Annotated in this window: 23 protein-coding genes and 5 tRNA genes; 9 read left to right on the top strand and 19 right to left on the bottom strand. The window is 58.1% G+C overall.

What is annotated here, in order from left to right:
- The first annotated feature begins 50 nt into the window (after nt 1-50).
- The 4 genes from DXA43_RS01930 to DXA43_RS01915 all read left to right on the top strand — a co-directional run bounded on the left by DXA43_RS01930 (nt 51) and on the right by DXA43_RS01915 (nt 5697).
- Nucleotides 51-2081 (top strand): bifunctional UDP-sugar hydrolase/5'-nucleotidase, encoded by a 2031-nt coding sequence (locus tag DXA43_RS01930; protein WP_117806106.1) that lies wholly within the window; start codon nt 51-53, stop codon nt 2079-2081.
- 128 nt (nt 2082-2209) lie between these two features.
- Complete coding sequence (locus DXA43_RS01925; protein WP_117806105.1) at nt 2210-2977, top strand: mechanosensitive ion channel family protein; 768 nt, start codon at nt 2210-2212, stop codon at nt 2975-2977.
- Nucleotides 2978-3070: 93 nt separating this feature from the next.
- Nucleotides 3071-4990 carry a BMP family ABC transporter substrate-binding protein gene (locus DXA43_RS01920; RefSeq protein ID WP_117806104.1) on the top strand — a complete coding sequence of 640 codons (1920 nt, stop codon included), beginning with the start codon at nt 3071-3073 and terminating at the stop codon, nt 4988-4990.
- Nucleotides 4987-5697, top strand: coding sequence for a metallophosphoesterase (locus DXA43_RS01915; protein WP_117806103.1), 711 nt, complete (start codon nt 4987-4989; stop codon nt 5695-5697). Before DXA43_RS01920 ends, DXA43_RS01915 begins: the two co-directional genes overlap by 4 nt.
- Before the next feature lie 125 nt (nt 5698-5822).
- Here DXA43_RS01915 and rplA read toward each other — a convergent pair whose 3' ends face one another.
- From rplA to DXA43_RS01860, 11 genes are all read right to left on the bottom strand, one after another.
- Nucleotides 5823-6530 carry a 50S ribosomal protein L1 gene (gene rplA / locus DXA43_RS01910; protein ID WP_117806102.1) on the bottom strand — a complete coding sequence of 236 codons (708 nt, stop codon included), beginning with the start codon at nt 6528-6530 and terminating at the stop codon, nt 5823-5825.
- Nucleotides 6531-6647: 117 nt separating this feature from the next.
- Nucleotides 6648-7076, bottom strand: a complete 429-nt coding sequence (gene rplK, locus DXA43_RS01905) for a 50S ribosomal protein L11 (RefSeq protein WP_022093893.1) — start codon at nt 7074-7076, stop codon at nt 6648-6650.
- Between the two features lie 120 nt (nt 7077-7196).
- Nucleotides 7197-7733, bottom strand: coding sequence for a transcription termination/antitermination protein NusG (gene nusG / locus DXA43_RS01900; protein ID WP_006234984.1), 537 nt, complete (start codon nt 7731-7733; stop codon nt 7197-7199).
- Between the two features lie 3 nt (nt 7734-7736).
- Nucleotides 7737-8075 (bottom strand): preprotein translocase subunit SecE, encoded by a 339-nt coding sequence (gene secE, locus DXA43_RS01895; protein ID WP_117583102.1) that lies wholly within the window; start codon nt 8073-8075, stop codon nt 7737-7739.
- Between the two features lie 76 nt (nt 8076-8151).
- Nucleotides 8152-8227 (bottom strand) — tRNA-Trp (locus DXA43_RS01890).
- A 13-nt stretch (nt 8228-8240) separates the two neighbouring features.
- On the bottom strand, nt 8241-8390 hold the full coding sequence (gene rpmG / locus DXA43_RS01885; protein WP_102372646.1) for a 50S ribosomal protein L33: 150 nt from the start codon (nt 8388-8390) through the stop codon (nt 8241-8243).
- A 277-nt stretch (nt 8391-8667) separates the two neighbouring features.
- On the bottom strand, nt 8668-9858 hold the full coding sequence (tuf, locus tag DXA43_RS01880) for an elongation factor Tu (protein ID WP_117806101.1): 1191 nt from the start codon (nt 9856-9858) through the stop codon (nt 8668-8670).
- A 96-nt stretch (nt 9859-9954) separates the two neighbouring features.
- A tRNA-Met gene (locus DXA43_RS01875) sits at nt 9955-10031 on the bottom strand.
- Nucleotides 10032-10034: 3 nt separating this feature from the next.
- Nucleotides 10035-10110 (bottom strand) — tRNA-Thr (locus tag DXA43_RS01870).
- A gap of 10 nt (nt 10111-10120) precedes the next feature.
- A tRNA-Tyr gene (locus DXA43_RS01865) sits at nt 10121-10202 on the bottom strand.
- A 430-nt stretch (nt 10203-10632) separates the two neighbouring features.
- Nucleotides 10633-11466, bottom strand: coding sequence for a MurR/RpiR family transcriptional regulator (locus tag DXA43_RS01860; protein ID WP_158550121.1), 834 nt, complete (start codon nt 11464-11466; stop codon nt 10633-10635).
- A 151-nt stretch (nt 11467-11617) separates the two neighbouring features.
- Between DXA43_RS01860 and DXA43_RS01855 the strand changes: the two genes are divergently transcribed.
- Together DXA43_RS01855 and DXA43_RS01850 are read left to right on the top strand one after the other, a co-directional pair.
- Complete coding sequence (locus tag DXA43_RS01855) at nt 11618-13036, top strand: glycoside hydrolase family 1 protein (RefSeq protein ID WP_117646059.1); 1419 nt, start codon at nt 11618-11620, stop codon at nt 13034-13036.
- A gap of 9 nt (nt 13037-13045) precedes the next feature.
- Nucleotides 13046-14446, top strand: a complete 1401-nt coding sequence (locus tag DXA43_RS01850; protein WP_117806100.1) for a PTS transporter subunit EIIC — start codon at nt 13046-13048, stop codon at nt 14444-14446.
- A gap of 534 nt (nt 14447-14980) precedes the next feature.
- Here DXA43_RS01850 and DXA43_RS01845 read toward each other — a convergent pair.
- From DXA43_RS01845 to disA, 7 genes are all read right to left on the bottom strand, one after another.
- A tRNA-Thr gene (locus DXA43_RS01845) sits at nt 14981-15055 on the bottom strand.
- Between the two features lie 223 nt (nt 15056-15278).
- The gene (locus DXA43_RS01840; protein WP_006234978.1) at nt 15279-15956 is read right to left on the bottom strand and encodes an NYN domain-containing protein; all 678 of its coding nucleotides are present in this window, start codon (nt 15954-15956) and stop codon (nt 15279-15281) included.
- A 3-nt stretch (nt 15957-15959) separates the two neighbouring features.
- Nucleotides 15960-16880 carry a 23S rRNA (guanosine(2251)-2'-O)-methyltransferase RlmB gene (rlmB, locus tag DXA43_RS01835; RefSeq protein ID WP_089572521.1) on the bottom strand — a complete coding sequence of 307 codons (921 nt, stop codon included), beginning with the start codon at nt 16878-16880 and terminating at the stop codon, nt 15960-15962.
- 143 nt (nt 16881-17023) lie between these two features.
- Nucleotides 17024-18490: a cysteine--tRNA ligase gene (gene cysS, locus DXA43_RS01830; protein WP_117806099.1), complete on the bottom strand. Its 1467-nt coding sequence runs from the start codon at nt 18488-18490 to the stop codon at nt 17024-17026.
- A gap of 3 nt (nt 18491-18493) precedes the next feature.
- Complete coding sequence (ispF, locus tag DXA43_RS01825; RefSeq protein ID WP_089572523.1) at nt 18494-18988, bottom strand: 2-C-methyl-D-erythritol 2,4-cyclodiphosphate synthase; 495 nt, start codon at nt 18986-18988, stop codon at nt 18494-18496.
- Nucleotides 18978-19706, bottom strand: coding sequence for a 2-C-methyl-D-erythritol 4-phosphate cytidylyltransferase (gene ispD / locus DXA43_RS01820; protein ID WP_117806098.1), 729 nt, complete (start codon nt 19704-19706; stop codon nt 18978-18980). The genes ispF and ispD overlap by 11 nt, the downstream gene beginning before the upstream one ends.
- A complete protein-coding gene (gene disA, locus DXA43_RS01815) occupies nt 19706-20746 on the bottom strand; it encodes a DNA integrity scanning diadenylate cyclase DisA (protein ID WP_369831362.1) in 1041 nt (346 codons plus the stop codon). Before disA ends, ispD begins: the two co-directional genes overlap by 1 nt.
- 385 nt (nt 20747-21131) lie before the next feature.
- Here disA and DXA43_RS01810 point away from each other — a divergent pair, with 385 nt between their 5' ends.
- The 3 genes from DXA43_RS01810 to DXA43_RS01800 all read left to right on the top strand — a co-directional run bounded on the left by DXA43_RS01810 (nt 21132) and on the right by DXA43_RS01800 (nt 23613).
- Entirely contained in the window at nt 21132-21710 is a 579-nt protein-coding gene (locus DXA43_RS01810; protein WP_117806097.1) for a manganese efflux pump MntP family protein, read from the top strand.
- A gap of 127 nt (nt 21711-21837) precedes the next feature.
- The gene (locus DXA43_RS01805) at nt 21838-22305 is read left to right on the top strand and encodes a helix-turn-helix transcriptional regulator (protein ID WP_117806096.1); all 468 of its coding nucleotides are present in this window, start codon (nt 21838-21840) and stop codon (nt 22303-22305) included.
- 3 nt (nt 22306-22308) lie between these two features.
- Nucleotides 22309-23613, top strand: coding sequence for a type II toxin-antitoxin system HipA family toxin (locus DXA43_RS01800; protein WP_117806095.1), 1305 nt, complete (start codon nt 22309-22311; stop codon nt 23611-23613).
- Nucleotides 23614-23738: 125 nt separating this feature from the next.
- Here the strand turns inward: DXA43_RS01800 and DXA43_RS01795 are convergent, their stop codons facing one another.
- Nucleotides 23739-25196: an aminoacyl-histidine dipeptidase gene (locus DXA43_RS01795; protein ID WP_117806094.1), complete on the bottom strand. Its 1458-nt coding sequence runs from the start codon at nt 25194-25196 to the stop codon at nt 23739-23741.
- Nucleotides 25197-25252 lie beyond the last annotated feature (56 nt).

The following is a 25252-nucleotide window of genomic DNA, read 5'->3' as shown; positions in this document are numbered from 1 at the left end:
ATAATCCGATATTCAACCAGACTTTCTGGCTAAGGACTAAGGAAACTGCCATGAAAAGACTCCCCCGCCTTGCGTTAGCCGCCGCGTTGTTTGCCGGCTCGCTCGCAGGCATCCCAAGCCTCGCTTTCGCGGGGAACCTGCCCGCCGCTATTGACGGCTCCGTGGCCGTCATGCACACCAACGATATCCACGGCAGCTACAAGTACAGCTACAACGCAAGCAAGGGCACCGGCGCTGTGGGCTTTGACGGACTGGCGGTTCTCTATAGCGCCCAAAGCAGCGCCCCCGATCTTTTGCTCGATGCGGGCGATACCTTCCACGGGCAGTCCTTTGCCACCATGAGCGAGGGCAAGAGCATCGCCGAGCTCATGGACACCTTCTATGCAGACGGCTACGACGCGACCACGCCGGGCAACCACGACTGGAGCTACGGCGCGGACAAGCTCCGCACCATGACCGGCTACAGCCCCACCGGCACGCCCTTCGCCATGCTCTGCGCGAACGCGAAGTCTACGAGCGGCGTATGGAGCTCGAGTATCACCAAGACGCTCGATCGCACCTGGGAGGATAGCGAAGATCACTCCACATTCGACTACAAAATCAAGGTCGGCGTCGTGGGTGCCATGGATGAGTCGCTGGAATCCTCGCTGCGCGCGGACCTGGTCGCGGGTACGTCGTTCTCGAGTGCCGCGAACGCCATCAATGCCGAGGCCAAGCGACTGCGCGAGACAGAGGGCTGCAACGTTGTCGTCTGTATCGCGCACACGCTCAACGCCAAGACCTTTGCTGCAAAGCTCGTTGGGGTCGATGCACTGGTCGCGGGCCACGAGCACATCAACTTAGACGAAAACGTGACGGGGGCTGACGGCAAGTCGGTCCGCGTCGTCGAGGCGGGCAGCGCCTTTGCCGAGGTGGGGCTGCTTTCCATTCCGTACAAGTACGACACGAATGGCACCGAGACGACCGACGATGACACGGTGGCGGTATACGCAGGCAAAAGCGACGAGAAGCTCTATACCGCCAAGGACGTAAACGTTCTTTTGACCGACCCCAACAAGGGCTCCACTTATCAGAGCATCCTTGATGAGGTCCACAACAACAAGATCAAGCCGCTCGACGATGCCTTTAGCGCCGCATCGAGCGAGGTGCTCGGCACGAGCTCTACCAATTATTTCTACGGCGAGAACGCATCTGGCACGCACGGCTGGGAGATGGTGCGCACCACCGATTTCCGCCCCAGCAAGGAGGGCGACACCACCAAGGCCCAGACCATCGGACATGTGATCTGCGGCTCCTATCTTGACCTGACGGGCGCGGACCTTGCCATCGAGAACGCGGGCGGCATCCGCGGCGGCATCGCTGCGGGCGATGTGACCGCCGGCAACGTCATCGCTATCTCGCCCTACGGCAACACCGTGGAGACCTGGACCATGACCGGTGCGGACTTCCTGGCAGCGCTCGAGCACTCGCTGCAGATCAGCGACGAGTGCAATCACAGCTACGAGCTTCAGCAAGCCTACGTAGCGGCCGGCCACACCGAGCAGGAGGCGCAAGACATGTACAAGTGGCGCGACGACTCCGGCAGCGTCCTTTCCTTCGGCGGAATCAACGTGACAATCGATTGGACGCAGCCCGAAGGCAAGCGCATCGTGAGCGCCACGCTCACCAAGGATGGCAGCACACTCGACCCCGCCAAGACCTACACCGTCGCCACCAACAACTACATCATCACCAACACGACCGACTTCCCCACCTTCGCAAACGCCACCAAGCACACCGAGTGGGGTACCTGCGAGTCAGCGCTAAGGGCGCTAATTGGGCAGAACGGCTGGGAGAGCAAGATGGCCTCGCTCGCGGGCACCATCAGCTTTGGCTCCGCTGCCGTGGACCCCACGCCCACACCGGCCCCGACGCCTGAACCCTCGCCACAGACGGACACGACGACCACGACGGTCATCACCAAGAAAGCCACCGGTAAGCTCGCCGCAACGGGAGACCGCACGCTGGCTGTGGTAGGCGCATGCCTCATCGGCGGCATCGTCATCATCATTCTCGGCATTATCTGGAAGCGTCGACGCTAAGCTACACCGCCGGGCCTTGCAGCCCCGCCGCGTAAACCTTATATCGAGCACAGAAGCCCGTCCGAATTTGATCGGACGGGCTTCTTGGTGGGTATCATGGTTGGATGATCATGAGGAGGTTTCCCTACATGGAATTGTTTGAGCCAATTCTTCATTTCTTTGCACAACGATGGGTCCACAACATCATCTGGGCCGGTATCTTGGCCATCGGCACCGCCGTTGCCGCCAAAATCGCGTCCAAGACCCTGCACCACCTGCTTAACCGCGATGATAACCCGCTCCCAGCATCGAGCATCTTCATCAACATCGCGCGCGCCGTCATCTGGATGATCGGCGGCAGCTTTATCCTCGACAACTGTTTTGGCATTAATGCAAACGCCCTCGTCGCCGCTCTTGGCGTCGGCGGCATCGCCATCTCGCTCGGCTTTCAGGACACGCTGTCGAACCTTATCGGCGGTATGCAGGTGACCTTTATGGGCATTATCAAACCCGGCGACAATATCGAGGTCGGCGGCGTGTCGGGCGTGGTCCAAGACATCACCTGGCGCCACACGACCATCGAGGACGCCTGCGGGCAGACCATCATTGTGCCCAACTCCAACATCTCCAAGAACACGCTCGTACATCTGATGCCCTTTGGGCGCGTGGCCGTGCCCGTTGCCGTAAAGGACACGTCTAAGTGGGCTTCCCTTGACGCGCTGGCAGACGAGCTCACGAGCGCAACCAAAACGGCCGTCTCGCCCATCTCTGGCTTTGACAAGGAGCCGTACGTGCTCTTTAGCGAGATTGGCGACTTTGGCATTAAGGGCAAAATTATCTTTATCGTCAGCGACGATAGCACCACTTTTACGGCAGCCGACGCCTGCATTCGTGCCATCGCCCCCATCATCGCCTAAACCACCACAAAGGGGACAGGCACCTTTGTGGTGGTTTCGCATCGTGGTACCATGGTTCATATCGTTGTTTAAACGACTAAGGGAGTAGACACCATGGAAGAGGCCTATCGTCAAGCACGCAAGCGCGGCGAGCAGGGACGTCGACGCGCCATCAGCCAAAGCGAGCATCCATACCTTACGGACCTCGACAGTTTGGTTGCTCAGCTCCCCTTAGGTCAGCGAGAGAGCGTCGGCCTGCGGGATATTCCACTCGAAATGGTCGTCGGCACGGTCACCAAGGGCCGTCAGTCTGCCTTTTCGTGCAACTTTATGCCCCTGTTGCCATTTAGCACCGAGTTCGCCCGCAAGTGGTCCAACCTCTACGACATCCAGGTGACCGAGGGCTATCGCGACCCCATCATCGTCACCGAGTTCATGCACCGCTTTTACGTCCAAGAGGGCAACAAGCGTGTCAGTGTCCTCAAATTCCTCGACGCTCCGACGGTTTCGGCCAAGGTAACGCGCCTGTACCCCGGCAAGTGGTATTCCGTCGAGAGCCGCCTATACGGTGAGTTTTGCGCCTTTTGGTACGTATGCCCCCTGTACGAGATCGAGTTCTCGCGCGAGGGCAGCTACGAGATGCTTGCCAAGATGCTCGGCCAAGATCTTGTCGAAAAATGGCCTCAAAAGAAGGTCGACTATCTACGTCACACCTTCCTGCTCTTTAAGCGCGCCTATCTTCGCGCAGGCGGCGACCACTTGGACATTACACCTGCCGATGCCATGCTCGTCTACCTCAACGTCTACAACCAGGACCGCCTGCTGGATACGCCGACGGATATCGTCGTCAACCGCCTGTGCAAGATTTGGCGCGAGCTTGTCATTGCCGGCAAAAGCGACGAGGACAAGGTCGATCTTGTCGAAGCGCCGCAGCCCAACGAGGAAGAGGACGCACCGACAAAATCTACCTCGGGCGTGCTCAACTTCTTTATGAGCAAGACCGTCTACTCCACCGCCAATCCCATGCGAATCGCCTTTATCCACGAGTTTCCCTGTGCCACGTCGAGCTGGGACAGCCTGCACGACCAGGGCCGCCAGTATCTTGATGAGCACTTTGGTGGCATCGTGCGCACCGAAGCGTTCGAGGACTGCCACGATCCGGACGTGTTCTACGCCGCCGTCGAGACAGCCGTAAAGCACGGGGCGAACGTCATCTTCTCGACCTCACACCGGCTCATGGAATACACACTCAGGGCGGCGGTCGAGTATCCCCGGGTGCGGTTCCTTAACTGCTCAATCGGCCTTCCCCACCAAAGCGTCCGCTCGTACTTTGGAAAGATGTACGAGGCCAAGTTCCTGCTGGGCGCCCTTGCCGCCAGTATGGCCGACAACCACCGTATTGGCTACCATGCGTCGGTCTTCGCCTCGGGCGCGCTTAGCGAAATCAACGCCTTCGCCATTGGCGCCTCGCTGCTCGACCCTCGTGCGCAGATTATCCTCACTTGGGGCGATGTTCCCGCCGGCGGTCTTGCCGAAGCCATGTGTCGCGAGGGCGTGAGCGTCATGACCGGCGCCGATATGTCCAAGTCTCTCGAGGATCCCACCGCCTACGGGCTTCACCGCCTGGTCGATGACAAGGTCGTCGGCATCGCCATGCCGGTATGGAACTGGGGCCGATACTACGAGCTTATCGTGCGAAGCCTGCTGCATGGCACCTGGGATGAGACCAGTGACGACAGTCAGGTTCGCGCCGTCAACTACTGGTACGGCATGAGCTCGGGCGTTATCGACATTCGCTACGCTCCGGGCCTGCCCTATCAGACGCGCAAGCTTGTTCAGCTACTCCGCAATGGCATCGTCGAGGGCTCCATCAACCCCTTTGGCGGCGAGCTCCATAGCCAAGACGGCGTGGTGCAGATCGAGGGCTTTCCCCCGCTGCCGAGCACGCAGATTGTCGAGATGAACTGGCTGGCCGACAATGTGGTGGGCACCATTCCGCAACTCGACGATGAGCCGAAAGTCCGCGCCCTATGAAAATCCTTGCCATAGCCGATACCGAAGAACGATGCCTATGGGAGTGCTTTCGCAAGGAGCGCTTTGAGGGTATCGATTTGATTTTATCCGCAGGAGATCTGGACCCGGACTATCTTGAGTTTTTGGTTACGGTCATCAACAAGCCGCTCATCTACGTGCGCGGCAACCACGATGACCGCTACGCACGTCATGCACCGGGCGGCTGCATCTGTGTCGAAGACACCGTGTACGTGTATCGCGGCGTCCGCATTGCGGGGCTTGGCGGCTCCATGCGCTATCGAGACGGTGCCAACATGTACACCGAGCGCGAGATGACCAAGCGTATGCGCAAGCTGTCCCGCAAAGTGAGGATGGTCGGCGGCTGCGATATCTTGCTCACCCATGCACCCGCCGCCGGCGTGGGCGATCTGGATGATCTGCCACATCGAGGATTCGAATGCTTTAACACAGCGCTCGAATCCTGGAACCCCGACTACATGGTGCACGGGCATGTGCACCAATGCTATGGTCGCGACTTTCAGCGTGAGCGCCAGCATTCATGCGGGACAACGATCATCAACGCCTGCGGCTATACGCAGTTTGAGCTGGATGAAGCGCGCTACCCCATCCGTGGCTGGCAGGCAGCCTGGCTCAACTCGCAAACCATGCGCCGCGAGCTCAAGCGCCACGAGGCAATCGAGTCCTCAACCGCCAGAACACCCTGGTAACCACCACAAAGGGGACAGGCACCTTTATGGTGGTTTTGGCCCGAGATAGCAAGAAACCCGGTCCTGCACGAGGCAGAACCGGGTTTCTTTAGCAATGCTTGCTTTGCTCAGGCAGTAACTAAAAGTTACTCAGCCAGGAAGTCACGCTGGACAGCGGGATCGACCTTGACGCCAGGGCCCATGGTGGAAGACACGGAGATAGACTTGACGTACTTACCCTTAGCAGAAGAGGGCTTGACGCGCAGGATCTCGGTGTACAGGGCAGCGTAGTTCTCGACGAGCTGCTGCTCGGTGAAGGACTTCTTGCCCAGGGGCACGTGGCAGATGCCGTAGCGGTCGGCGCGGTACTCAACGCGGCCAGCCTTGAGCTCGGAGACCATCTTGGCGACGTCCATGGTCACGGTGCCGAGCTTGGGGTTCGGCATGAGGCCACGGGGACCAAGGATCTTACCGATGCGGCCAACCTTGGCCATCATGTTCGGCGTAGCGATAGCGGCGTCGAAGTTGATCTCGCCCTTCTGAATCTGGGCGACAAGCTCGTCGGAACCGATGATGTCGGCGCCGGCAGCCTCAGCCTCGCGGGCCTTCTCGCCCTCGGCGAAGACGGCAACACGAACGGTCTTGCCGGTGCCGTGGGGCAGGGAGATGGAACCGCGGATGTTCTGGTCAGCCTTACGAGTATCGATGCCCAGACGGAAGTGGGCCTCGACGGTCTCGTCGAACTTGGCGGTGTCGAGCTCCTTAATGAGCTTGGCAGCCTGAAGGGGGGTGTAGAGCGTGGCGCGATCGATCTTCTCGGCAGCGGCGTTATAGCTCTTACCATGCTTAGCCATGTGCATTACCTCCTGTGGTTAAACGGGCGTGAGCCCTCCCACATCGTATCGTGTGCCCTATTGCACACATTTAACGGGCGCCCAGGTCGGAGCACCCGTCGTTACCATAAGAAATCGCTACTCAGCGATGGTGACGCCCATGGAACGGGCGGTTCCGGCGATGATCTTCTTGGCGGCATCAATGTCGTTGGCATTGAGGTCCGGCATCTTGATCTCGGCGATCTTGGTGAGCTGCTCCTGAGAGAGCTGACCAACCTTGTCGGCCTGGGGCTTAGCGGAACCAGACTTGAGGTTCAGCTCCTTCTTGATGAGGTGAGCTGCCGGCGGGGTCTTGGTGATGAAGGAGAAGGACTTATCCTCGTAGACAGAAATCTCAACGGGGATGATGTCGCCCTTCTTGTCCTGCGTCTCGGCGTTAAAGGCCTGGCAGAACTGCATGATGTTAACGCCAGCAGCGCCCAGGGCGGGGCCGACGGGAGGAGCGGGGTTAGCGGCACCAGCAGGAATCTGGAGCTTAATGACGTTGGCAACCTTCTTCTCAGCCATGGTCATTCCTTTCGAATCACGAGTGTGAAGTACTTGCTATATCGTAAGCACGCACGTGTTAGAAGCACTCCTGAGATGAGCAGTCACAGAAGAAGCACGCTCGCGCGAACGTACGAAAACTTAAGCGATGACAGCGACCTGGTTAAAGTCGAGCTCGACCGGCGTCTCGCGGCCAAAGATCATCAGCGTGACCTTAAGCTTGCCAGCCTCGGTGTTAACCTCGGAGACCTTGCCATCAAAGTCGGTAAGCGGGCCATCGGTGACGCGGACGGACGTGCCGACCTGAATATCAACCGAGGTGCGCTTGGGCGAATCGCCCTTACCGGGACGACGAGTCATCTTGTTGTACTCGTCGCGGGAAAGCGGAGCGGGCTTGCCGTTGCCGCCCAGGAAACCGGTGACGCCAGGCGTGTTACGAACGCACGTCCAAGCGTCGTCATCCATTTCCATGCGAACCAGGACATAACCCGGGAAGATCTTAGAATCCTTGGTCTCACGCTTGCCACCCTCTTTAATCTCGGTGACGCGCTCCATAGGAATCTCGATATCAAAGATACGGTCCTGCATGCCCATAGTCTCGATGCGATGCTCGAGATCGGACTTAACGCGGTTCTCGTATCCAGAGTAAGTGTGAACGACGTACCAACGCTTAGACATGGTTTAGCCCCTCAATCCAGAGAACAGAGCAAGAGCCTCGCCAAAGCCAGCATCGAGCAGAGCGATGACGACGCCGACGACGATCAGAGAAGCGCAAACGACGACCGAGTAGTTCACGAGCTCCTTCTTATCGGGCCACGTGACACGCTTCATCTCGGACTTCACCGAAGCGAAATACTTCTTGGTGCGGGCAAAGAAACCAGGTTTCTCGTTCTTCTTGGACTTCGCAGCCTTCTCGTTCTTCTTGGCAACGGCCTTCTTGGCCTCAACCTTGGAGTTGGCGGCAGCGTTGTTGGCTGGCGCCGGCTGCTGGGCCTTCTTCTTGTTCTTCTTGTTGGCCATTTGGGTTACCTCCGCGCAATGCGCTTATACATGAGTAAACCGTAAGCCCCCAATTGGGAGCTTACGGAATAATGACTGGCACGCCAGGAAGGACTCGAACCCTCAACACTCGGTTTTGGAGACCGATGCTCTACCAATTGAACTACTGGCGTATGTGACTAGAGACTAGCGAGTCTCTTTGTGCAGCGTGTGGTGACGGCACCAGGGGCAATACTTCTTGATCTCCATACGATCAGGCATGTTCGCCTTGTTCTTGGTGGTCGTATAGTTGCGGCGCTTGCACTCAGTGCACGCAAGAGTAACTAGAGTACGCATGTATCCTGAACCTTTCATTTCCGCCCCGTACGGGCACGAGATGGTACTTTATCAGCTCTATGTAAGTGCTGTCAATGAAAACCTCGAATCAATTGGTTCTCGGTGGATCCATTCATATTTGGAACACATCAATGGGGCCAGCGAGATCTAATCAATCCCTCGCGCTTGGCTTATGGGCGAGCTAAGCGCAATCGGCAGGGAATAAGCCCCGCGTAGAAAAGAACCCGGCACCCTATAAGTGCCGGGTTCTCTAAGTCAGCTATATCAAAGAGCTTATTTACTCAATGATCGTGGAGACGATGCCCGAACCGACGGTGTGGCCACCCTCGCGGATAGCGAAGCGCAGGCCCTCCTCCATGGCGATCGGGTGAATGAGGTCGCCCTCGATGGTGATGTGGTCACCAGGCATAGCCATCTCGGTGCCCTCGGGGAGCTTGACCGTACCGGTAACGTCGGTGGTACGGAAGTAGAACTGAGGACGATAACCATCGAAGAACGGGGTGTGACGGCCGCCCTCCTCCTTGGTCAGAACGTAAATCTCACCGGTGAACTTGGTGTGCGGGGTAACCGAACCGGACTTGCAGAGAACCTGGCCGCGCTCGATGTCCTCGCGCTTGATGCCGCGGAGCAGCAGACCGACGTTGTCGCCAGCCTCGCAGAAGTCCATGGACTTACGGAACATCTCGATACCGGTAACGACGGTGTTCTGGGTATCCTTGATGCCGACGATCTCGACGGGCTCGTTGAGCTTGAGCTCACCGCGCTCGACACGGCCGGTAGCAACAGTACCACGGCCGGAGATGGTCATAACGTCCTCAACGGCCATCAGGAACGGGAGGTCGTTGTTACGAGCAGGCGTCGGGATGTACTCGTCGACGGCGTTCATGAGCTCGCGGATAGCGTCCATCCACTTAGCGTCGCCCTCGAGAGCGCCCAGAGCGGAACCACGGATGACGGGGATGTCGTCGCCGGGGAAATCGTACTCGGAGAGGAGCTCACGGGTCTCCATCTCGACGAGGTCGATGAGCTCGTCATCGTCAACCATGTCGCACTTGTTCAGGAAGACGACGATGTAAGGAACGCCGACCTGACGGGCGAGCAGGATGTGCTCGCGGGTCTGAGCCATGGGGCCGTCGGTAGCGGCGATGACCAGGATAGCGCCGTCCATCTGAGCAGCACCGGAGATCATGTTCTTGACGTAGTCAGCGTGGCCCGGGCAGTCAACGTGAGCGTAGTGACGGGCAGCAGTCTCGTACTCGACGTGGGAGACGGAGATCGTAATGCCGCGCTCGCGCTCCTCGGGAGCCTTGTCGATGTTCTCGAACGCAGTGAAGTCAGCCTTGCAGCCCTCGGTCTCGGAGAGAACCTTGGTGATGGCGGCGGTCAGCGTGGTCTTGCCGTGGTCGACGTGACCAATGGTGCCGATGTTAACATGCGGCTTAGTGCGCTCAAACTTCTCTTTGGCCATAAAGCCCTCCTCTAAACAGGTCGTCCCCGGACGGGACTTTGCCTTTATACCATAGTGGCCTCTCAACATACTATTGAGAAGCCACCGTGTTACCTATGGTAGCGGTGACTGGATTCGAACCAGTGACGCCACGGGTATGAACCGTGTGCTCTAACCAACTGAGCTACACCGCCGGATGGAGCCTGCAACCAGACTTGAACTGGTGACCTCTTCGTTACCAACGAAGTGCTCTACCGACTGAGCTATACAGGCACTTGACGGGTGGGAGCTATAGGATTCGAACCTATGTAGGCAGAGCCAACGGGTTTACAGCCCGTCCCCATTAACCACTCGGGCAAACTCCCAATCGTTCAAGTATCCGCAGGTCCTTTGGTCTTTTGGACCGCCGCCCCCGCGAACGAAAAAGATAATACGATGCAACCTTGGGGGCTGTCAACGAAAACCTCTAGATACACGGTGCCGGGCGTATCTATATAGCCGTGACCTGCGGTTTTGCCGGGTTTGGATATGAAGGACGCTGAATTTGCATGTAGTGGTGACATTTCCCGAGGGAACACTTTGGCGTAGTGGAGTACGCTGGCTGGAACGAACTTCGATAACGACCCTCTTGCACTATTACATAAGTTGCAATCGGGCTTCCACGGCACAATCGAGCGTGGATTTTCTCCCGGTTGACATCGAGCGTGGATAATCTCCCACTTTTGGCGTGTTTCTGAGGCCAAAGTGGCAGATTATCCACGCTCATTCTCTAGGCGGGAGAACTATAGAGCCGAACTACTCGGGCCAGGCCAAAGTAGACCCATAGAGCGGCTCCCCCTTGGTGCAGGGGTAGCGACTCAAGTAACACGACGATAGCAAGTCGAAGAAATAAGTCATGGCATATTTCGAATAAACGCCGAGTCGGTCAATTCCGTTTCCCGCATTACCAAGACGATATACACGGTCAAAAGACCTCGATTTGTCATCGTTGCTAAACGCAGTAATTAGAATCTTCCTGCCCGAACGGCAATCAAGATACTCACGTGCCTGTGACGCAAATAGCCCGGAGACCGATACGAGAATTATCAATGACTGCGAAACGTCTCCCATGTTTTTCAATTCCGCGACGTTAGCCCCAGCAACTATGCGAACTATCTTGCCCGCATAAAACATTTCCTGCTGAAATCGTACGAGATTGGCGCTCACATTATTGGTGCACCAGATTTCAACGTTTTTATGGCCATCAATTTCGTCGGCAAGGTGCTTAATAGCGATATCGGACACGCCGCTTTCAACCTCAGCGAACATCTCGATCATGCGAACGTCGAGCTCTGCCCTGTACTCCTCGTAGCCAAATTCCTCCTCTCGATGGCTTAAGTCGCTTGGAAAGACTGATTGAGTAAATGATTCTTTCAAATCGCTAAGAGACTGGTAGCCCAATCGATTGCAGAAACGACGAACAGCGGAACGGGTCACGAATGCATCGCGGGTTATTGCGGCAACATTGATTTCGCTCGAACGCCTAATGTGAGCGATGAGATATCGAGCGATGGCGGCATCGTTTGACCCAAACTCGCTGTTGATGATTGAGCTAATGCGATTGAGCACATCGAAGTCATTGATATTCACGTGATCCCTCTTTCCGCTCTCCTCGAAATCATGGTTCATTTATTGAATCAAACAGCTTTGGTCGTTCTCCTATGATTCAAATCAGTTGACGTCATCTTAATCGTAATTCCGCCACACGTATCCACCGTGTTGAATGATGGAAAGGGGATTCATGGACAACGTGAACAACATGCCGTTTCTCTGGGGTTCCGCCACGGCGTCTTATCAGTGCGAGGGTGCCTGGAACGAAGACGGCAAAGGCCTTGGCGAGTGGGATTTCTTTAGCCACACAAGCAATAAGAACATCAACCATGTTGACGGTGATGTATCTTGCGACTTCTACCATCGCTATGAAGAAGATATCCGCATGATGAAAGAAGGCGGACAAAACACTTATCGCTTCTCTCTTTCATGGAGTCGAATCATCCCCACGGGTATCGGCGAAGTGAATGAAGAGGGTATCGATTTTTATAATCGGGTCATTGATTGTTGCCTCGAAAATGGCATAGAGCCCAACGTTACGCTGTTCCATTACGATCTACCATTCACGCTTGCTTGCAAAGGCGGATGGCTGAACAACGACATGGCAGAGTGGTTCTGCAAATACGCCAAGATTTGCTTTGAGCGCTTTGGAGACCGCGTCAAAATCTGGGCTACCGTTAACGAGCCGCATTTCTACAGCTACTGCGTAAACATGTTGGGCAACTATCCCCCCAATCGATCGCTCGACGTTCAGTCGTACATGCAGTTTCAGTACAACCTGATGCGCGCGAGCGCACTCGCAGTCCGAACATATCGTCAAATGGGCTACGACGGCATCATCGGCGCCGTCCACGATGGCGGCGTTGTCGAACTCGACCCGGCAACCGAGCACCCTGATGACGTATTTCGATACGCAGACTTTTTCGCCAATCGCATGATTCTGGCACCAGCGCTTCAGGGTCAACTGCCGCCAGAAATGGACGAAATCCTTGAAAAACTTGGCGTCTCGCTCTATCGATCCCCAAATGACGTAGAAGAATTCAGAGACGGTAAAGTCGATTTTATTGGACTCAACGTGTATTGCCGAGAGTATGTAACCGACTGGCACGGTGGAGAGCTTGCCGTTTCGGCGAACAATAAGGGCGGTTCGAGCAAAAAGGTCGAAGGAAAATGCATTGCGCCCTTGTTTGAAAGCGCCCGCGACAGCAATGTTCCCCGCAATAAATGGGGCCGCGAAATACTCCCAGGTTGCATGTATTCAACCATCATGGATGTCCACGAGCGCTATGACGCGCCCCGCATCTTTATTACGGAAAACGGACATGGCGCCTATGAGCAACCAGACGCAGACGGAATGATCCACGATGATGACCGCATCGAGCTTCTGGGCCAGTTCATCGAGCACATGATGAGGGCTAAGCGCGACGGCGCGCGCGTTGAGGGCTACTACCTCTGGTCGACGATGGATCTGTATAGCTGGATCAACGGCTACGAAAAACGATACGGACTTGTCCATATCGACTTCGAGAACAATCTGGAGCGCACCCCCAAAAAGAGCTGGTATTGGTACCGAGACCTTATCTCGAAGTATCAGGAGCAGGAAGGTTAGGAGAAAGAGATGAAATATCAGGCAATGTCCGAAACAGTCCTAAAGGCTGTTGGCGGCAAAGAGAACATTACATCGGTAACTCATTGTGCGACGCGCCTTCGCATCGACGCACGAGACACCTCGATCATCGATCTCCAGCTCGCCAAATCGGCCGATCAGGCGCTCGGGGCAGTAGTCAGCGGTGGCCAGCTTCAGGTGATCATCGGCCCCAACGTCACCGAGGCTTACAACGACTTCCTCGACTTCGCGGGAATCGAAGTCGGCGGTGGCACGGTTGCCGACGATGCCCAAACCGCCAAAGACATTGCAGAAGGCATTAAAAGCGGTAACACCGCCATGGGCTTGATTGAGAAATTCGGGAACGTCTCTGCACAGGTATTCATGCCCATCGTCCCGGCGCTCATCGTTGGCGGACTCATTCTTTCGATCAAGAATCTCCTGGTCAATTATTGCGGATTGAGCACCGATAGCGGAACCGCCCAGGTCCTGTTGGCGATCTTTAGCGCTTCGTTTAGCTTCTTACCCGTTTATCTTGGTTATCAGCTCGCGGCCGTCATGAAGATGCAGCCCATCATGGGCGCATTGCTGGGCGCGATCATGATCAGCTCGTCCATTAGCGGTGCCGAGGGTCTCGACTTTCTTGGTATTCCCATCCCGACGAACGACTATTCGAGTACGGTAGTGCCCATCGTACTGGGCGTTGTATTCATGTACTTTGTCGACCGCGGCCTTCAGAAGATCATTCCCGACGTTACCAAACTGTTCTTGAAGCCGCTGCTCACCATGATCATCGTCGTGCCCGTCGAGCTTATTATCCTTGGCCCCGCCGGCAGCATGATGGGCTACGCGCTGAGCGATGCCGTCACGTGGCTTATGGACAACGTGGCATTTATCGCTACTCCGATCCTGGCAGCCCTTAACCCCTATTTCGTCATGCTCGGTCTCGATAAGGCTTACATCGCAATCGAAGTTACGAGCCTGGCGCAGCTCGGTTGGGCACCCATTATCTTTGGATTCATCTCGAACCTCTGCATTGGCGGCACGAGCCTCGCCCTGGCAACTGCCATGAAGGGAAACAAAGAGAAGAGGGGTATGGTCACCACGGTTGCCGTCACCGCACTCTGTGGCGTAACCGAACCCGCGTTCTACGGTTGCCTCATCGAGCGTCCCCGCCTGCTTGTCGGCACGGCAATCGGCGCGCTCTGCGCTGGACTCCCTGCAGGCATCTTTGTTCTGAAAGAGTATGTTGCGGGAGCATGCCCCGGCCTTCTTTCGGCACTCATCTTTATTGCTCCCGATGGGTCCATGGGTAACTTCGTGCTGGCATGCGTTGTCGCCATCATCGCCATCGTCGTCTCCTTCATCGCTGCACGCGTGATCATCAAGAAGAACCCCAGCTATATTGAGTAGATGCCCGCTGTTTGCATTGGGGACATCCTCGGCAGACCATTAGCAAGAACCCAAGAAGTTCCTTAGGAGCTCGATTAATCCATTCGGATTCCTGAGGCACAAACGACCCCGATTCCACAATGAAATCGGGGTCGTTGTTTCTAAAGCCGTCGATAGACAATCGGTGTTTACCTTAGCTCCCTATCCAAGTTAATTATCCACGCTCGTTCTCCGGTCGGGAGATTTTCTTCGCTCGCGTATCCAGAAATCCACGCTCGAGCAGGACATCCAGATCCGCGCCCGCCCTTGTCTCGATCTGTAACAGCAAGAGGCCTATTCCGCTTCTATATGCTACAGATCAAGATATTCCTAAAACACCCTAAGTTTCATCTCAATCTGTAACAGTTAGATGCCGAATATCGGTCTTGGTGTTACAGATTTAGACAAACTGGAGGACGAGACAAACCAAAAACGGGATGGGCGCCAAACCCGCTGACTTACCGACATAAATAGAAACGGGCCCTGTCCCACAAGGAACAGAGCCCGAAACTTTCATGGAGCCAGTGACAGGAATCGAACCTGCAACCCACTGATTACAAATCAGTTGCGCTACCGTTGCGCCACACTGGCACACTTGGCGCTTTCGCGCGAAGCCAGTTAAGAATAAAGGAATTGCGGACGAGGCGCAACAGACCCTTCGACCGACCATATCTCAAAACTATTCGTCAGAACGAATAGTTTTATCCGTTCGCCAAAACCAAAAACTATTCGTTTTGGCGACGGCAACCCACAGTCCGTTGATTACAAATCAACGGGCCGGCCAATTGGGAAACGGGTCTCTATGGATAATCCCCTACCTCCCGCGCAGGGCCTTGAGCTTGGCCAGGGCATCGGGGCTCAGGCGGCTGCCCAGGGTCATCTTGATCTGCGGAGCTTCCTCTGCCTCGTGAACGTCGTTATCTATCTGCTTGATCTCGTCCACCAGCATGCGGCTCGAGATGCGCGTAACGCCCTTACCCATGACGACGGCCTGGATCGTGCCGTCGCTCGACACCACGGAGCACGCGCGGCCTTCCTCGCGCGCCTCGATGCAGAGCTTCTGCACCACAGTATCTGCCGATACGCCCGTCGGCGAAAACTCGATGCGCACGCCGCGGGCCGGCAGGTTGGGGCGCTCGCTGGAGATATTGCCCGCGCCGTCGAACACGATTACGGCCTCGTAGCGGCCCTGGGCAAACGCGGCAACATCGTTGATGAGTGCCGTGCGCGCCATATCGTGAACGTCGCTGGAATACGGATCATCGGAATGGTCGTAGACGAGCTTTTCGTAGCGCGGCGTGCAGTGGATCACGTTGTAGCCGTCGACCACCAGCAGCTCGGGCTTATTGGAGTGCACCGTCGAGACCGGGTCGGCGATGGCCTGCGCAAACGCATTGCCGCCCACGCCATAGGTCGCGGCCGAAACAATCGGCTTGGCCGAGCCTTCGCCAAAGCGCTTGGCCTTGGACTTGGCGCGGTTCTTCTTGGACATGCGCTACTCCTCCCCCATGAGCTCGCCGGCATTGCGGCGCAGCCACTCAAAGCACAGCGCGGTGGTCGCCTGGGCCACATTGAGACTCTCGGTCATGCCGCGCTGGGGAAGCTTGGTCAAAAAGTCGCATTTCTCGAGCACCAGGCGCGAGATGCCGTCGCCCTCGGAGCCCATGACGAGCGCAACGCGGCCCTCGAAGGGAGCATCCCAGCAACTGCCCTCGGCGTGCTCGGAAGCACCGCCCACCCAAAAGCTGGCGGCCTTGAGGTCGTCAAGCGCTCGGGCGATATTGGGAACCTGCGCGATGGGCAGGTGCATGACGGCACCAGCGGAGGTTTTGTAGCTGCCCACGGTCACACCGGCGGCGCGCTTGTTGGCAATGATGACGCCCGCTGCGCCCACGACCTCGGCAGAGCGCACGATCGCACCAAAATTGCCATCGTCGGTCACATGGTCGAGCACGACGACGAGCGCCGGTCCTTCACCCGCGCGATCGAGAATATCGGCGACATCGGCATAGGGGAAATTGCCCACCTCGAGCGCAATGCCCTGGTGAGCGCCATGGCTCGACAGCGCATCGAGCTGCGTGCGCGGCACATACTTAATGCGGACGTCCGCGGCGTTGAGGTCGTCGACCAGACGCGACAAGGCGGCATCGCGCTCCCCGCCCTCGGCGATGAGCGCGCACTTGACGGGAAAGCCGGTACGCAGTGCCTCGGCGGCAGCACGACGACCTTCGATAAACTCGCCCTTGGGAACCTGAACGTTGTCACGGTTGCGATCTCGCTGCGAACGCGCAGCCTGGGCTTGGGAGCGCTCGCGCTGGCCCTTGGGAGTGGCAGCGCGGTCGTTGCGGCGAATCGGACGCGAGCCAGAAGCAGCCTGCTTGCCTCCACGCGGTGCACGTTTGCGATTGTCGGCCATAAAACGGCCTCCTTAAATAGATAACGAACAAGAATCGACCGTCCGAGCCACGGCACCTTGCCTTTCAATCGTTGGGCATGACCACCAGGTCTATGCCCTCCTCTTTCAAGGCAATCTGCCGCACCTCGAACGGTCGACAAATACTAGAGACTCTTAATACGAGTACCCGCGGCCGTATCTTCAATCGTCAGCCCGAGGTCCTTGAGCTGGTCGCGGATGGCGTCGGCCAGATCCCAGTTCTTGGCGGCACGGGCCTCGGCGCGGGCCTCGAGAATCTTGGCAGCGGCCTCATCTACGTCGTCACCAGTGTAGGCAACCAAACCGGCGGCAACGCCCAGCAGGCCCAGCGGCAACTCGACCTTGGGCTCGGGAAGCTCGACGCCAAACGTATCGAGCAGCTCGACCAGCGTATCGGCGGCAGCCAGGGCTGCGGCCTTGTCGGCAGCATCGCCCGCCTGCTCCAGGTACTGGTTGCACTCGGTGACAAAGCCAAAGACAGCACCCATGGCACCGGCGGTGTTAAAGTCGTCGTCCATGCACTCCTTAAAGGTGGCACGGGTCTCGGCGGCCTTGGCGGCAAACGCCTCGGCGGCAGCCGCATCGGCATCGGCCGTCGCATGGTTCGCAGTCCAACGCAGGTTCTCGACCGTACCGGCAATGCGTGTGAGCGAGTTCTCGGCACCATCCAGACGCTCCCAGGAGAAGTCAAGCGGCGAGCGATAGCTCGTCTGCAGCATCAGCAGGCGCAGGGCGGCAGCGGAGTGCTGCTCGAGGACCTCGGCCAGCGTAAAGAAGTTGCCGAGCGACTTGGACATCTTCTCGCCGTCTACCAGCAGCATGCCCGTGTGCATCCAAGTGTTGGAGAAGCCCTGGTGCCAGGCGCAGGTGGCCTGGGCGCACTCGTTCTCGTGATGCGGGAAGGCAAGGTCGGAGCCGCCGCCATGAATGTCGATCGGGGTGCCCAGGTAGCGGTGCACCATGGCGGCGCACTCGGTGTGCCAACCGGGACGGCCCTCGCCCCAGGGGCTCGGCCAGCTGGGCTCGCCGGGCTTGGCGGCCTTCCACAAGGCAAAGTCGAGCGGGTCGTTCTTGTCCTCGTTCTCCTCGATGCGCGCGCCAACCATAAGGTCATCGATGTTGCGGCCCGAGACCTGACCATAGTTGGGATCGCTGCGCACGGCAAAGTACACGTCGCCGTTATCGGCTGCGTAAGCGTGGCCCTGCTCGATGAGCGTCTTGATCATAGCGATCATGGGGCCGATCTCCTTGGTGGCGCGGGGGCGCACATCGGGATCGAGCACGTTGGCGGCGCGCATGACGCCGATGAACTTGTCGGAGAACTCCGTCGCGACCTCGGCGGCAGTGCGGCCCTGCTCGTTGGCGCGTTTGATGATCTTGTCATCGACATCGGTGAGGTTCTGGGCGAACGTGACCTCGTAGCCGCTCGCGATGAGCCAGCGACGAATCACGTCAAAGCTGATGAACGTGCGGGCATTGCCGATGTGGATGTTGTCGTAGACCGTGGGGCCGCACACGTACATGCGAACCTTCCCGGACTCGATGGGCTGAAACTCTTCCTTTTTATGGGTAGCGCTGTTGTAGATACGCATTCGTTACTCCTTAACGGTTTTCTGTAGCAGGCAGACGGCCCAGGCGCCAATTCCCTCGCCTTGGCCTTCCCAACCGAGCTTTTCGGTCGTGGTGGCGGCGACGCCCACGTTTTCCACGTCGACGCCCAGGGCATGGGCAAGGTTGGCGCGCATGGCATCGCGGTGCGGAGTGACCTTGGGTTGCTGACAGGCAATGGTGCAATCGGCATCGACAAACTCAAAGCCCAGCTCGCGCGCATAGTCCATCACGCGGGCGAGCAGCACCATCGAATCGGCACCCTCGTAGGCGGGATCGGTGTCGGGGAATAGCTTGCCGATATCTCCCCCGCGGCAGGCGCCCAGAATGGCGTCGGCCAAGGCGTGCGCGAGCACATCGGCATCCGAGTGGCCCAGCAGGCCGCGCTCGTAGGGAATGTCGACACCGCCGATGATACATCGACGCCCCTCCACCAGACGGTGAACGTCGTAGCCATGGCCAATGCGCAGGTTACTGAACATGGGGAAGGTCCTCTCCCTCGGCCATGCGGCCAAGCAGAATCGCGGTTACGGGACGCAGGTCCTCGGGTACCGTCACCTTAAGGTTATCGCGCGGGCTCTGGACGCAGCGGACGCGCCCACCCATGCGCTCGACCAGCGATGAATCGTCGGTGCCGATAAAGCCCTCGGCAATCGCCGCGGCATGGGCGCGCTTCATGGCGTCGACGCTAAAGATCTGCGGCGTCTGCGCGGCCCAATAGAGCTCGCGCGGCGGCGTCTCGACGATGTTGTCGCCATCGACGATCTTGAGTGTGTCGATGGCAGGCTGGCCGCACACGACACCGTCGAGGGCACGGTCGCCCACAAGCACGTCGATAGCGTGATCGATGGCCTCGGTCGTAATGAGCGGACGGGCGCCATCGTGAATGGCGACGTATTCAAAGCCCGCCGGCACCGCGTGCACGCCTGCGCGGGTGGAATCCTGGCGGGTCTCGCCGGCATCGGCAAAGCTGATGGGCGTGTTATACGAATACGGGCTGATGGCCAGGCGGCGCATCTCGGCGCGGCGCTCGGCAGGACACACCACCACGATGTGGCCGACCTTGTCGCTCCGATCGAACGCACGGATGGACCAGCTCATGAGCGGACGGCCCGCCACGTTAACGAGCTGCTTGCCGCCGGGATTTCCAAAACGCTGGCCGCTGCCGCCGGCAACGACCACGGCGCATACGGGCGCCATTATGCGTTCCCCTGTTTGGTGCCCTTCATGCGGTACAGCGAGTCCGCAAGAATGGCAGGGTTGTTGACGCCAAAGTCGCCCAGGCGCTCCGGATCCTCGCTGATGTCATCCATGAGCTCCTGTAACGAGCCGTACTCGTCGACGATCTTCTCGGCCACGCCGTCGCGCACGACGGACACGCGAGAAAGCGTGCGCAGGCCCAGCGGCGTCATGACGGAGTCCTCGTCCAGGTCGTCGTAACCCAGAACCGCCGCCACATGCTGCGGGTCGGACAAGTCCTTGGGCGTCATGCGGCTCAGGTTGGCGCGGATCTTTTCGGCATTGGCCTCGGAGGAATCGCTCGCATAGTCGCGAATCATCAGGTCGTACTCGGTATCCATGCTGGAGCCGGCGAGCTGCTCGAGCTGCATCTGCACGAGCTTGCCCTGGTTGCCCAGCTTGACAATGCAATCCTTAAGCTCAGTCTTTGCCTGCTGCATGATCTCGAAGCTCGAGAAAATCCCGGTAATGTCGGCGAGCGTAACGTAGTCATCGAGCTCGAGGGCCGTCAGACGCAGCAGGGAGCGGTCGAGCGACTGACGGGTGGTCTGGAGCGTGGCGACGAGCTGGTTGACCGAGCTCATGATGGTGGTGACAGGCTGGATCTCGTAGCTCTTACCGTGGACGTACACGTTGACGACGGCACGACGAGCCGAAACCGAGATCACGATGGCGTCGGTGAGCACCGACATGCGAGCGGCAGTACGGTGACGCATGCCCGTTTCACTCGTGGCGAGCGAGGGATCGGGATTGAGGTGGAAGTTGGCGCGCAGGATCTGGGTGAGGTCGCCATCGATGACGATGGCGCCGTCCATCTTGGAAAGCTCGAACAGGCGGTTCGAGGTAAACGAAATGTTGAGCGGGAAGCCGTCGTTACCGGCAGCGAGTACGTTTTCGGTGTCGCCGACGCAGATAAGGGCACCCAGGTGACCAGCAATGATCATGTCGAGGGCGGTGCGGATCGGCTGGCCGGGGGCAGTCAGGCGAATAGCCTGTTCCATACGCTTTTGCAGCTCGTTCTTATCCAAGGCATCGCTCCCATCGTATACGCTCCATAAACGCTAAATAGTTTCTCACGGTTTGTCCCCGCAGCGCTTGCGAAATCCGATGCTTACAGAATGAGCGAACACCGCTGAGGTAGTCAAAAGAGCCCCAACCCAAATGAGCTGCTTATGTGGTAGCATCGGGGTTCACATGAATGAGGGAGTAGTCGCGTGACCGGGTTCGCCTCCGGTGGCGCGGTAAGTCAACACACTGGCCGATGCGGCCTGGCTTGCCTTAATGAACGAGACTCGTGGCTGTGCGCGCAACGCGTACGCCACGGGTCTTTTTTGTTACTCCCCCAAGAGGTACACGCGGGCCCGCCCGCAGAGAGAGAGCCAGACTATGGGACTCGCAGAGCTCGTGCTGCTCGCCGTTGGCCTTTCGATGGACGCCTTTGCCATATCCATCTGCAAGGGCCTTGGCATGAAGAAGATCAACCTTAAAGTCGCCGCGGTGCTCGGCCTGTTCTTTGGCGGCTTTCAGGCCGGCATGCCCGTAATCGGATGGGCGCTTGGCAGTCAATTCATGGGCATCATCGGACCCATCGACCACTGGATCGCCCTTATTCTGCTCGCCTTCATCGGCGGCAAAATGCTGTGGGAGGCCTTTACCGAGGACGAGGACGAAGGCGACAACAAGAATGCCGAGAGGATTGACCTGGGCGAGTACCTAATCCTTGCCATCGCCACCTCGATTGATGCCCTAGCCGTAGGCATCTCGTTTGCGGCACTCTCGGTCGACATCGTTCCCGCCGTATCGCTTATCGGCGTCACAACGTTTATCTTCTCTGTCGCCGGCGTGGCGATTGGCCACACCTTTGGCGCACGCTACGAAAAACCCGCCACCATCGTGGGCGGCATCGTGCTCATCCTCATCGGACTTAAGATCTTGCTTGAGCATCTGGGGATTTTGGCGCTGTAACGCCAAACGCAATCGCTCAAAACTCAACGCCAGTACAAGGCCTCATGCAAAGTTTTGCATGAGGCCTTTTCGTGCAGACTTTTGCATGTCATACTGATATGCAAAAGTCTGCATGTTGGAGATCGCCATGGATACCCTTCCCATCACCACACCACGCCAAGCTGGCATCTATGTGCGTCAGGCACGCGAGTCGCAGGAAATCACCCGTGCGGCCCTCGCTAAAAAAGCCGGCGTTTCGGAGCGCCTGCTCGCATCGCTCGAGCTAGGAGACGCCACGGGTATTCGGCTCGACAAGTTGTTGGCGATTTTCGACGCTCTTGGACTGGCGCTCGCAGCACAAGGGGATATAGGCGAAACGAAAAATGAGCAGCCAGTCGACGCCCCGCATGCCGATCAACCTTGCAGCACCTCCAGACGCCATCACGCTCAACGTCTTCATCATCGCAACCGTCGCAGCACAACTATTCCGGCTCTTGCAGATACCCCCCTTACGTCCGAGCTCTACGACAGGGCCTTCGCCGATTTCGCCATGTCCAATCTCGGAGTCTCGATTGCCGCTAACGCACCCGCCCAAGCCAAGTCTGAAGGGAAATAGTCTATGGTCAGAAAAACGCTTCGGACTATTATTTGCGGCGTACCTGCGGGAACGCTCGCACAGGATGAGAAAGGTCTTATCAGCTTTTCCTACGACCAAGACTACGACGGGCCAGCCCTATCGACCAACATACCCGTATCAAATCGCACATACGGCCAACAGGTCATGAATCCGTACCTGTTTGGCCTTCTACCCGACAGCGAGAACCAACGAAAAGCGATTGCCGCCGAATTCGACGTTAGGCCCAACAATCCCGTTGCACTGCTCAGCCGTATCGGACTCGACTGTCCGGGCGGAGTGCAATTTTGTGCCGAAGAAGATATCGACGCCGTCCTGCATCGCTCCGGCGAATACCGCCCTATAGACGACCACGAAATTGCTCTCCGTCTCAAGTCAATCAGAGATGACCGCGATGCATCGTGGATGGGTCTAGATGAAAGTTGGTCACTTGGAGGCAACCAGGGCAAGTTCGCGCTCGCGTTCACAAACGACCGCTGGTGCGAATGCATGGGGTCCTCGCCCACGACGCATATTTTCAAAAATGGCGTTATCGGATTTAAACTCGAGGCTCTCAATGAGTTTGTCTGCATGAAAAGCGCCCAGCGCGCCGGTATCGCAACGGCAAACGTCGAATATCGTATGTTTGAGGACGAACCTGCCCTCATTGTTGAGCGCTATGACCGCGTGAAAGTCAAAGACGGAACGATCAGGCGCCTACATCAAGAAGACCTCTGTCAGGCACTTGGGGTGATGCCCGCCCAAAAGTACACGGCAGACGGCGGCCCGACCACACGCGACATTCAAGAGCTCCTCGTAAATACGAGCCACCATCAACTTAACCTGTATCTGTTTACGCAGATACTGTTCTTCAACGCCATTATCGGCGCACCGGATGCGCACGCGAAAAACTATTCCCTGCTCCTTGGAAACGACGGCGCAGCCATGATGGCTCGAATGTACGATGTCGCTTCGGGTTTGGCGTATGAGCGTATGCGCCGCCGGGCGCGCCTTGCCATGAGCGTTGGCGGCGAAAATCGAGTGGGGCGCATCGGTCCAGGCGCTATCCGCCGATACCACGGTATGGGCGACCCCGCGCTGGAGGCGGCGCTCACCGATGCCGGGCTATCCGAGAAGTTTTGCTTTGCGACCATGATGGACCTCGCCTACGAGGTGCCCATTTGCATGGAAGAGATCATGGACGAATACGCCGACCTGCCCGGCATGGCGGACCTGCGCGAGCACATGCTCGGCCCCGTCCGCGAAAACTGCCAGCGCACCCTCGACCTCATCAAGGCGGATATGGGCTAGGCGCCAATCAATCCACATTTCTTAAAAGAAGAGGGGGGCACCCGTCGCAAAAGTTCGGATGCCCCCTCTCGTAATGTCATTTGCAATCCGCTAGCACGTGGCTCGAACTGCTGCTAGCGCGACCTTTACGCAGCGAGGCGCTTGAGGACGTCGATGAGCAGCTCGTAGAAGCGCTCGGCAGAAGCGAGCTCCATGCTCTCGTCCGGGGTGTGGACATCGGAGAGCGTCGGGCCCACGGCGATGGCGTCCAGGCCGTGCAGGGCCTCAGCAAACAGGCCGCACTCAAGGCCGGCGTGAATGGACTCGATGCGCAGCTCGGAGCCAAAGAGCTCGCGATAGCTCTCGACAAAAACGTCGCGGACCGGCGAATGCTCGGCATAGCTCCAGCCGGGATACTCGAACTCGAACTTGGCGTCGAAGCCCAAGACATCGGCCAGCGTCTGCAGGCGGTCCTTGAACTCGTTCTGCAGCGAGGTGATCGAGGAGCGCGGGGACAGCATGATCTTGACCTGGTCGTCGGAAGTGGCGACCACGCCGATGTTGGAGGAAACCTCGACGGAGCCGTCGGTGGCGACGTTGCGGCGAATCACGCCGTTAGGGGCAAGACGCAGGGCGCGGATGAGGGCAAGCGCGGACTTCTGATCCATGGCCTCGACCTCGGCGTCGTCGGCAATCTCGACGGTGCAGGTAAAGCCGGGGTCGAAGACCTCGAGCTCGGCAGTGACGTCGGCGATGATGCCCTTTGCGATCTGGGCCGCGGCCTCGGCGGCAGCGTGGTCGGCGTAAACCAGCTCGGCCTTGCACTCACGGTTGATGGCGTTGTCCTTAGTGCCGCCGTTAAAGCTAACGATGGCGGGCTCGCCGGCGACCATCAGGCGGTCGATGATGCGGGCCATGATGAGGTTGCCGTTGCCGCGCTCCAGGTTGATATCGTTGCCGGAATGACCACCCAGTAGGCCGGAGATGTCGAGCGTGAGGGTGCTGCCGGTCTTGTGCTCGCGTACGATGGGGCAGGTGTAGGTAACGACGACGCCACCGGCGCAGCTGACGGTGGCAACGCCCTCTTCCTCGGAGTCAAGGTTAATCATGGTGCGGGCGCTGATCTGGGACTTGTCGAGCGTCTCGGCGCCGACCAGGCCAGTCTCCTCGTCGGTGGTGAATACGCACTCGAGGGCGGGGTGAGCAATCGAATCGTCGTTGAGCACAGTAAGCATCAGAGCGACAGCAATACCGTTGTCGGCGCCCAGGGTGGTGCCGTTAGCGGTGAGGACGCCGTCCTTCACGACCAGGTCGATACCGTCGGTCGTAAAGTCGTGCTCAACAGAGCCCAACTTGTCGCACACCATATCGATGTGGCCCTGCAGCATCACAGTCGGGGCATTCTCGGCGCCGGCAGAAGCGGGCTTGCGAATGATGACGTTGTAGACCTCATCCTGGTACACATCGAGGCCGCGCTCCTTGGCAAACGCAACCAGGAAATCGCTGATGCCCTTCTCGTTGCCAGACCCACGGGGGATCGCGCTGACCTCCTCAAAGAAATGGAACAGCTGGGCGGGCTCGTAGCCGGTGATCTTGTAATCCATGGTGCCTCCTTGGCGCAACTGGTTAGACAGTAAGACATGCGCCTTGTATATTCCCA

Origin of the sequence: Collinsella sp. OF02-10 (assembly GCF_003463445.1) — a bacterium.
Classification (GTDB): domain Bacteria; phylum Actinomycetota; class Coriobacteriia; order Coriobacteriales; family Coriobacteriaceae; genus Collinsella.
The sequence above is the reverse complement of the archived record's forward strand: the minus strand, read 5'-3'. Positions and strand labels throughout refer to the sequence as shown.

What these genes read in the sequence shown, in the direction of transcription:
- DXA43_RS01850 (WP_117806100.1), top strand. Translation starts at nt 13,046, where the DNA reads ATGAAATATCAGGCAATGTCCGAAACAGTCCTAAAGGCTGTTGGCGGC.
- disA (WP_369831362.1), bottom strand. Translation starts at nt 20,746, where the DNA reads ATGGAACAGGCTATTCGCCTGACTGCCCCCGGCCAGCCGATCCGCACC.
- ispD (WP_117806098.1), bottom strand. Translation starts at nt 19,706, where the DNA reads ATGGCGCCCGTATGCGCCGTGGTCGTTGCCGGCGGCAGCGGCCAGCGT.
- secE (WP_117583102.1), bottom strand. Translation starts at nt 8,075, where the DNA reads ATGGCCAACAAGAAGAACAAGAAGAAGGCCCAGCAGCCGGCGCCAGCC.
- DXA43_RS01925 (WP_117806105.1), top strand. Translation starts at nt 2,210, where the DNA reads ATGGAATTGTTTGAGCCAATTCTTCATTTCTTTGCACAACGATGGGTC.
- rplK (WP_022093893.1), bottom strand. Translation starts at nt 7,076, where the DNA reads ATGGCTGAGAAGAAGGTTGCCAACGTCATTAAGCTCCAGATTCCTGCT.
- cysS (WP_117806099.1), bottom strand. Translation starts at nt 18,490, where the DNA reads ATGCGTATCTACAACAGCGCTACCCATAAAAAGGAAGAGTTTCAGCCC.
- rpmG (WP_102372646.1), bottom strand. Translation starts at nt 8,390, where the DNA reads ATGCGTACTCTAGTTACTCTTGCGTGCACTGAGTGCAAGCGCCGCAAC.
- DXA43_RS01930 (WP_117806106.1), top strand. Translation starts at nt 51, where the DNA reads ATGAAAAGACTCCCCCGCCTTGCGTTAGCCGCCGCGTTGTTTGCCGGC.
- DXA43_RS01800 (WP_117806095.1), top strand. Translation starts at nt 22,309, where the DNA reads ATGGTCAGAAAAACGCTTCGGACTATTATTTGCGGCGTACCTGCGGGA.
- rplA (WP_117806102.1), bottom strand. Translation starts at nt 6,530, where the DNA reads ATGGCTAAGCATGGTAAGAGCTATAACGCCGCTGCCGAGAAGATCGAT.
- DXA43_RS01855 (WP_117646059.1), top strand. Translation starts at nt 11,618, where the DNA reads ATGGACAACGTGAACAACATGCCGTTTCTCTGGGGTTCCGCCACGGCG.
- DXA43_RS01810 (WP_117806097.1), top strand. Translation starts at nt 21,132, where the DNA reads ATGGGACTCGCAGAGCTCGTGCTGCTCGCCGTTGGCCTTTCGATGGAC.
- DXA43_RS01915 (WP_117806103.1), top strand. Translation starts at nt 4,987, where the DNA reads ATGAAAATCCTTGCCATAGCCGATACCGAAGAACGATGCCTATGGGAG.
- rlmB (WP_089572521.1), bottom strand. Translation starts at nt 16,880, where the DNA reads ATGGCCGACAATCGCAAACGTGCACCGCGTGGAGGCAAGCAGGCTGCT.
- DXA43_RS01795 (WP_117806094.1), bottom strand. Translation starts at nt 25,196, where the DNA reads ATGGATTACAAGATCACCGGCTACGAGCCCGCCCAGCTGTTCCATTTC.
- tuf (WP_117806101.1), bottom strand. Translation starts at nt 9,858, where the DNA reads ATGGCCAAAGAGAAGTTTGAGCGCACTAAGCCGCATGTTAACATCGGC.
- DXA43_RS01840 (WP_006234978.1), bottom strand. Translation starts at nt 15,956, where the DNA reads ATGTCCAAGAAGAACCGCGCCAAGTCCAAGGCCAAGCGCTTTGGCGAA.
- DXA43_RS01805 (WP_117806096.1), top strand. Translation starts at nt 21,838, where the DNA reads ATGGATACCCTTCCCATCACCACACCACGCCAAGCTGGCATCTATGTG.
- DXA43_RS01920 (WP_117806104.1), top strand. Translation starts at nt 3,071, where the DNA reads ATGGAAGAGGCCTATCGTCAAGCACGCAAGCGCGGCGAGCAGGGACGT.
- ispF (WP_089572523.1), bottom strand. Translation starts at nt 18,988, where the DNA reads ATGTTCAGTAACCTGCGCATTGGCCATGGCTACGACGTTCACCGTCTG.
- nusG (WP_006234984.1), bottom strand. Translation starts at nt 7,733, where the DNA reads ATGTCTAAGCGTTGGTACGTCGTTCACACTTACTCTGGATACGAGAAC.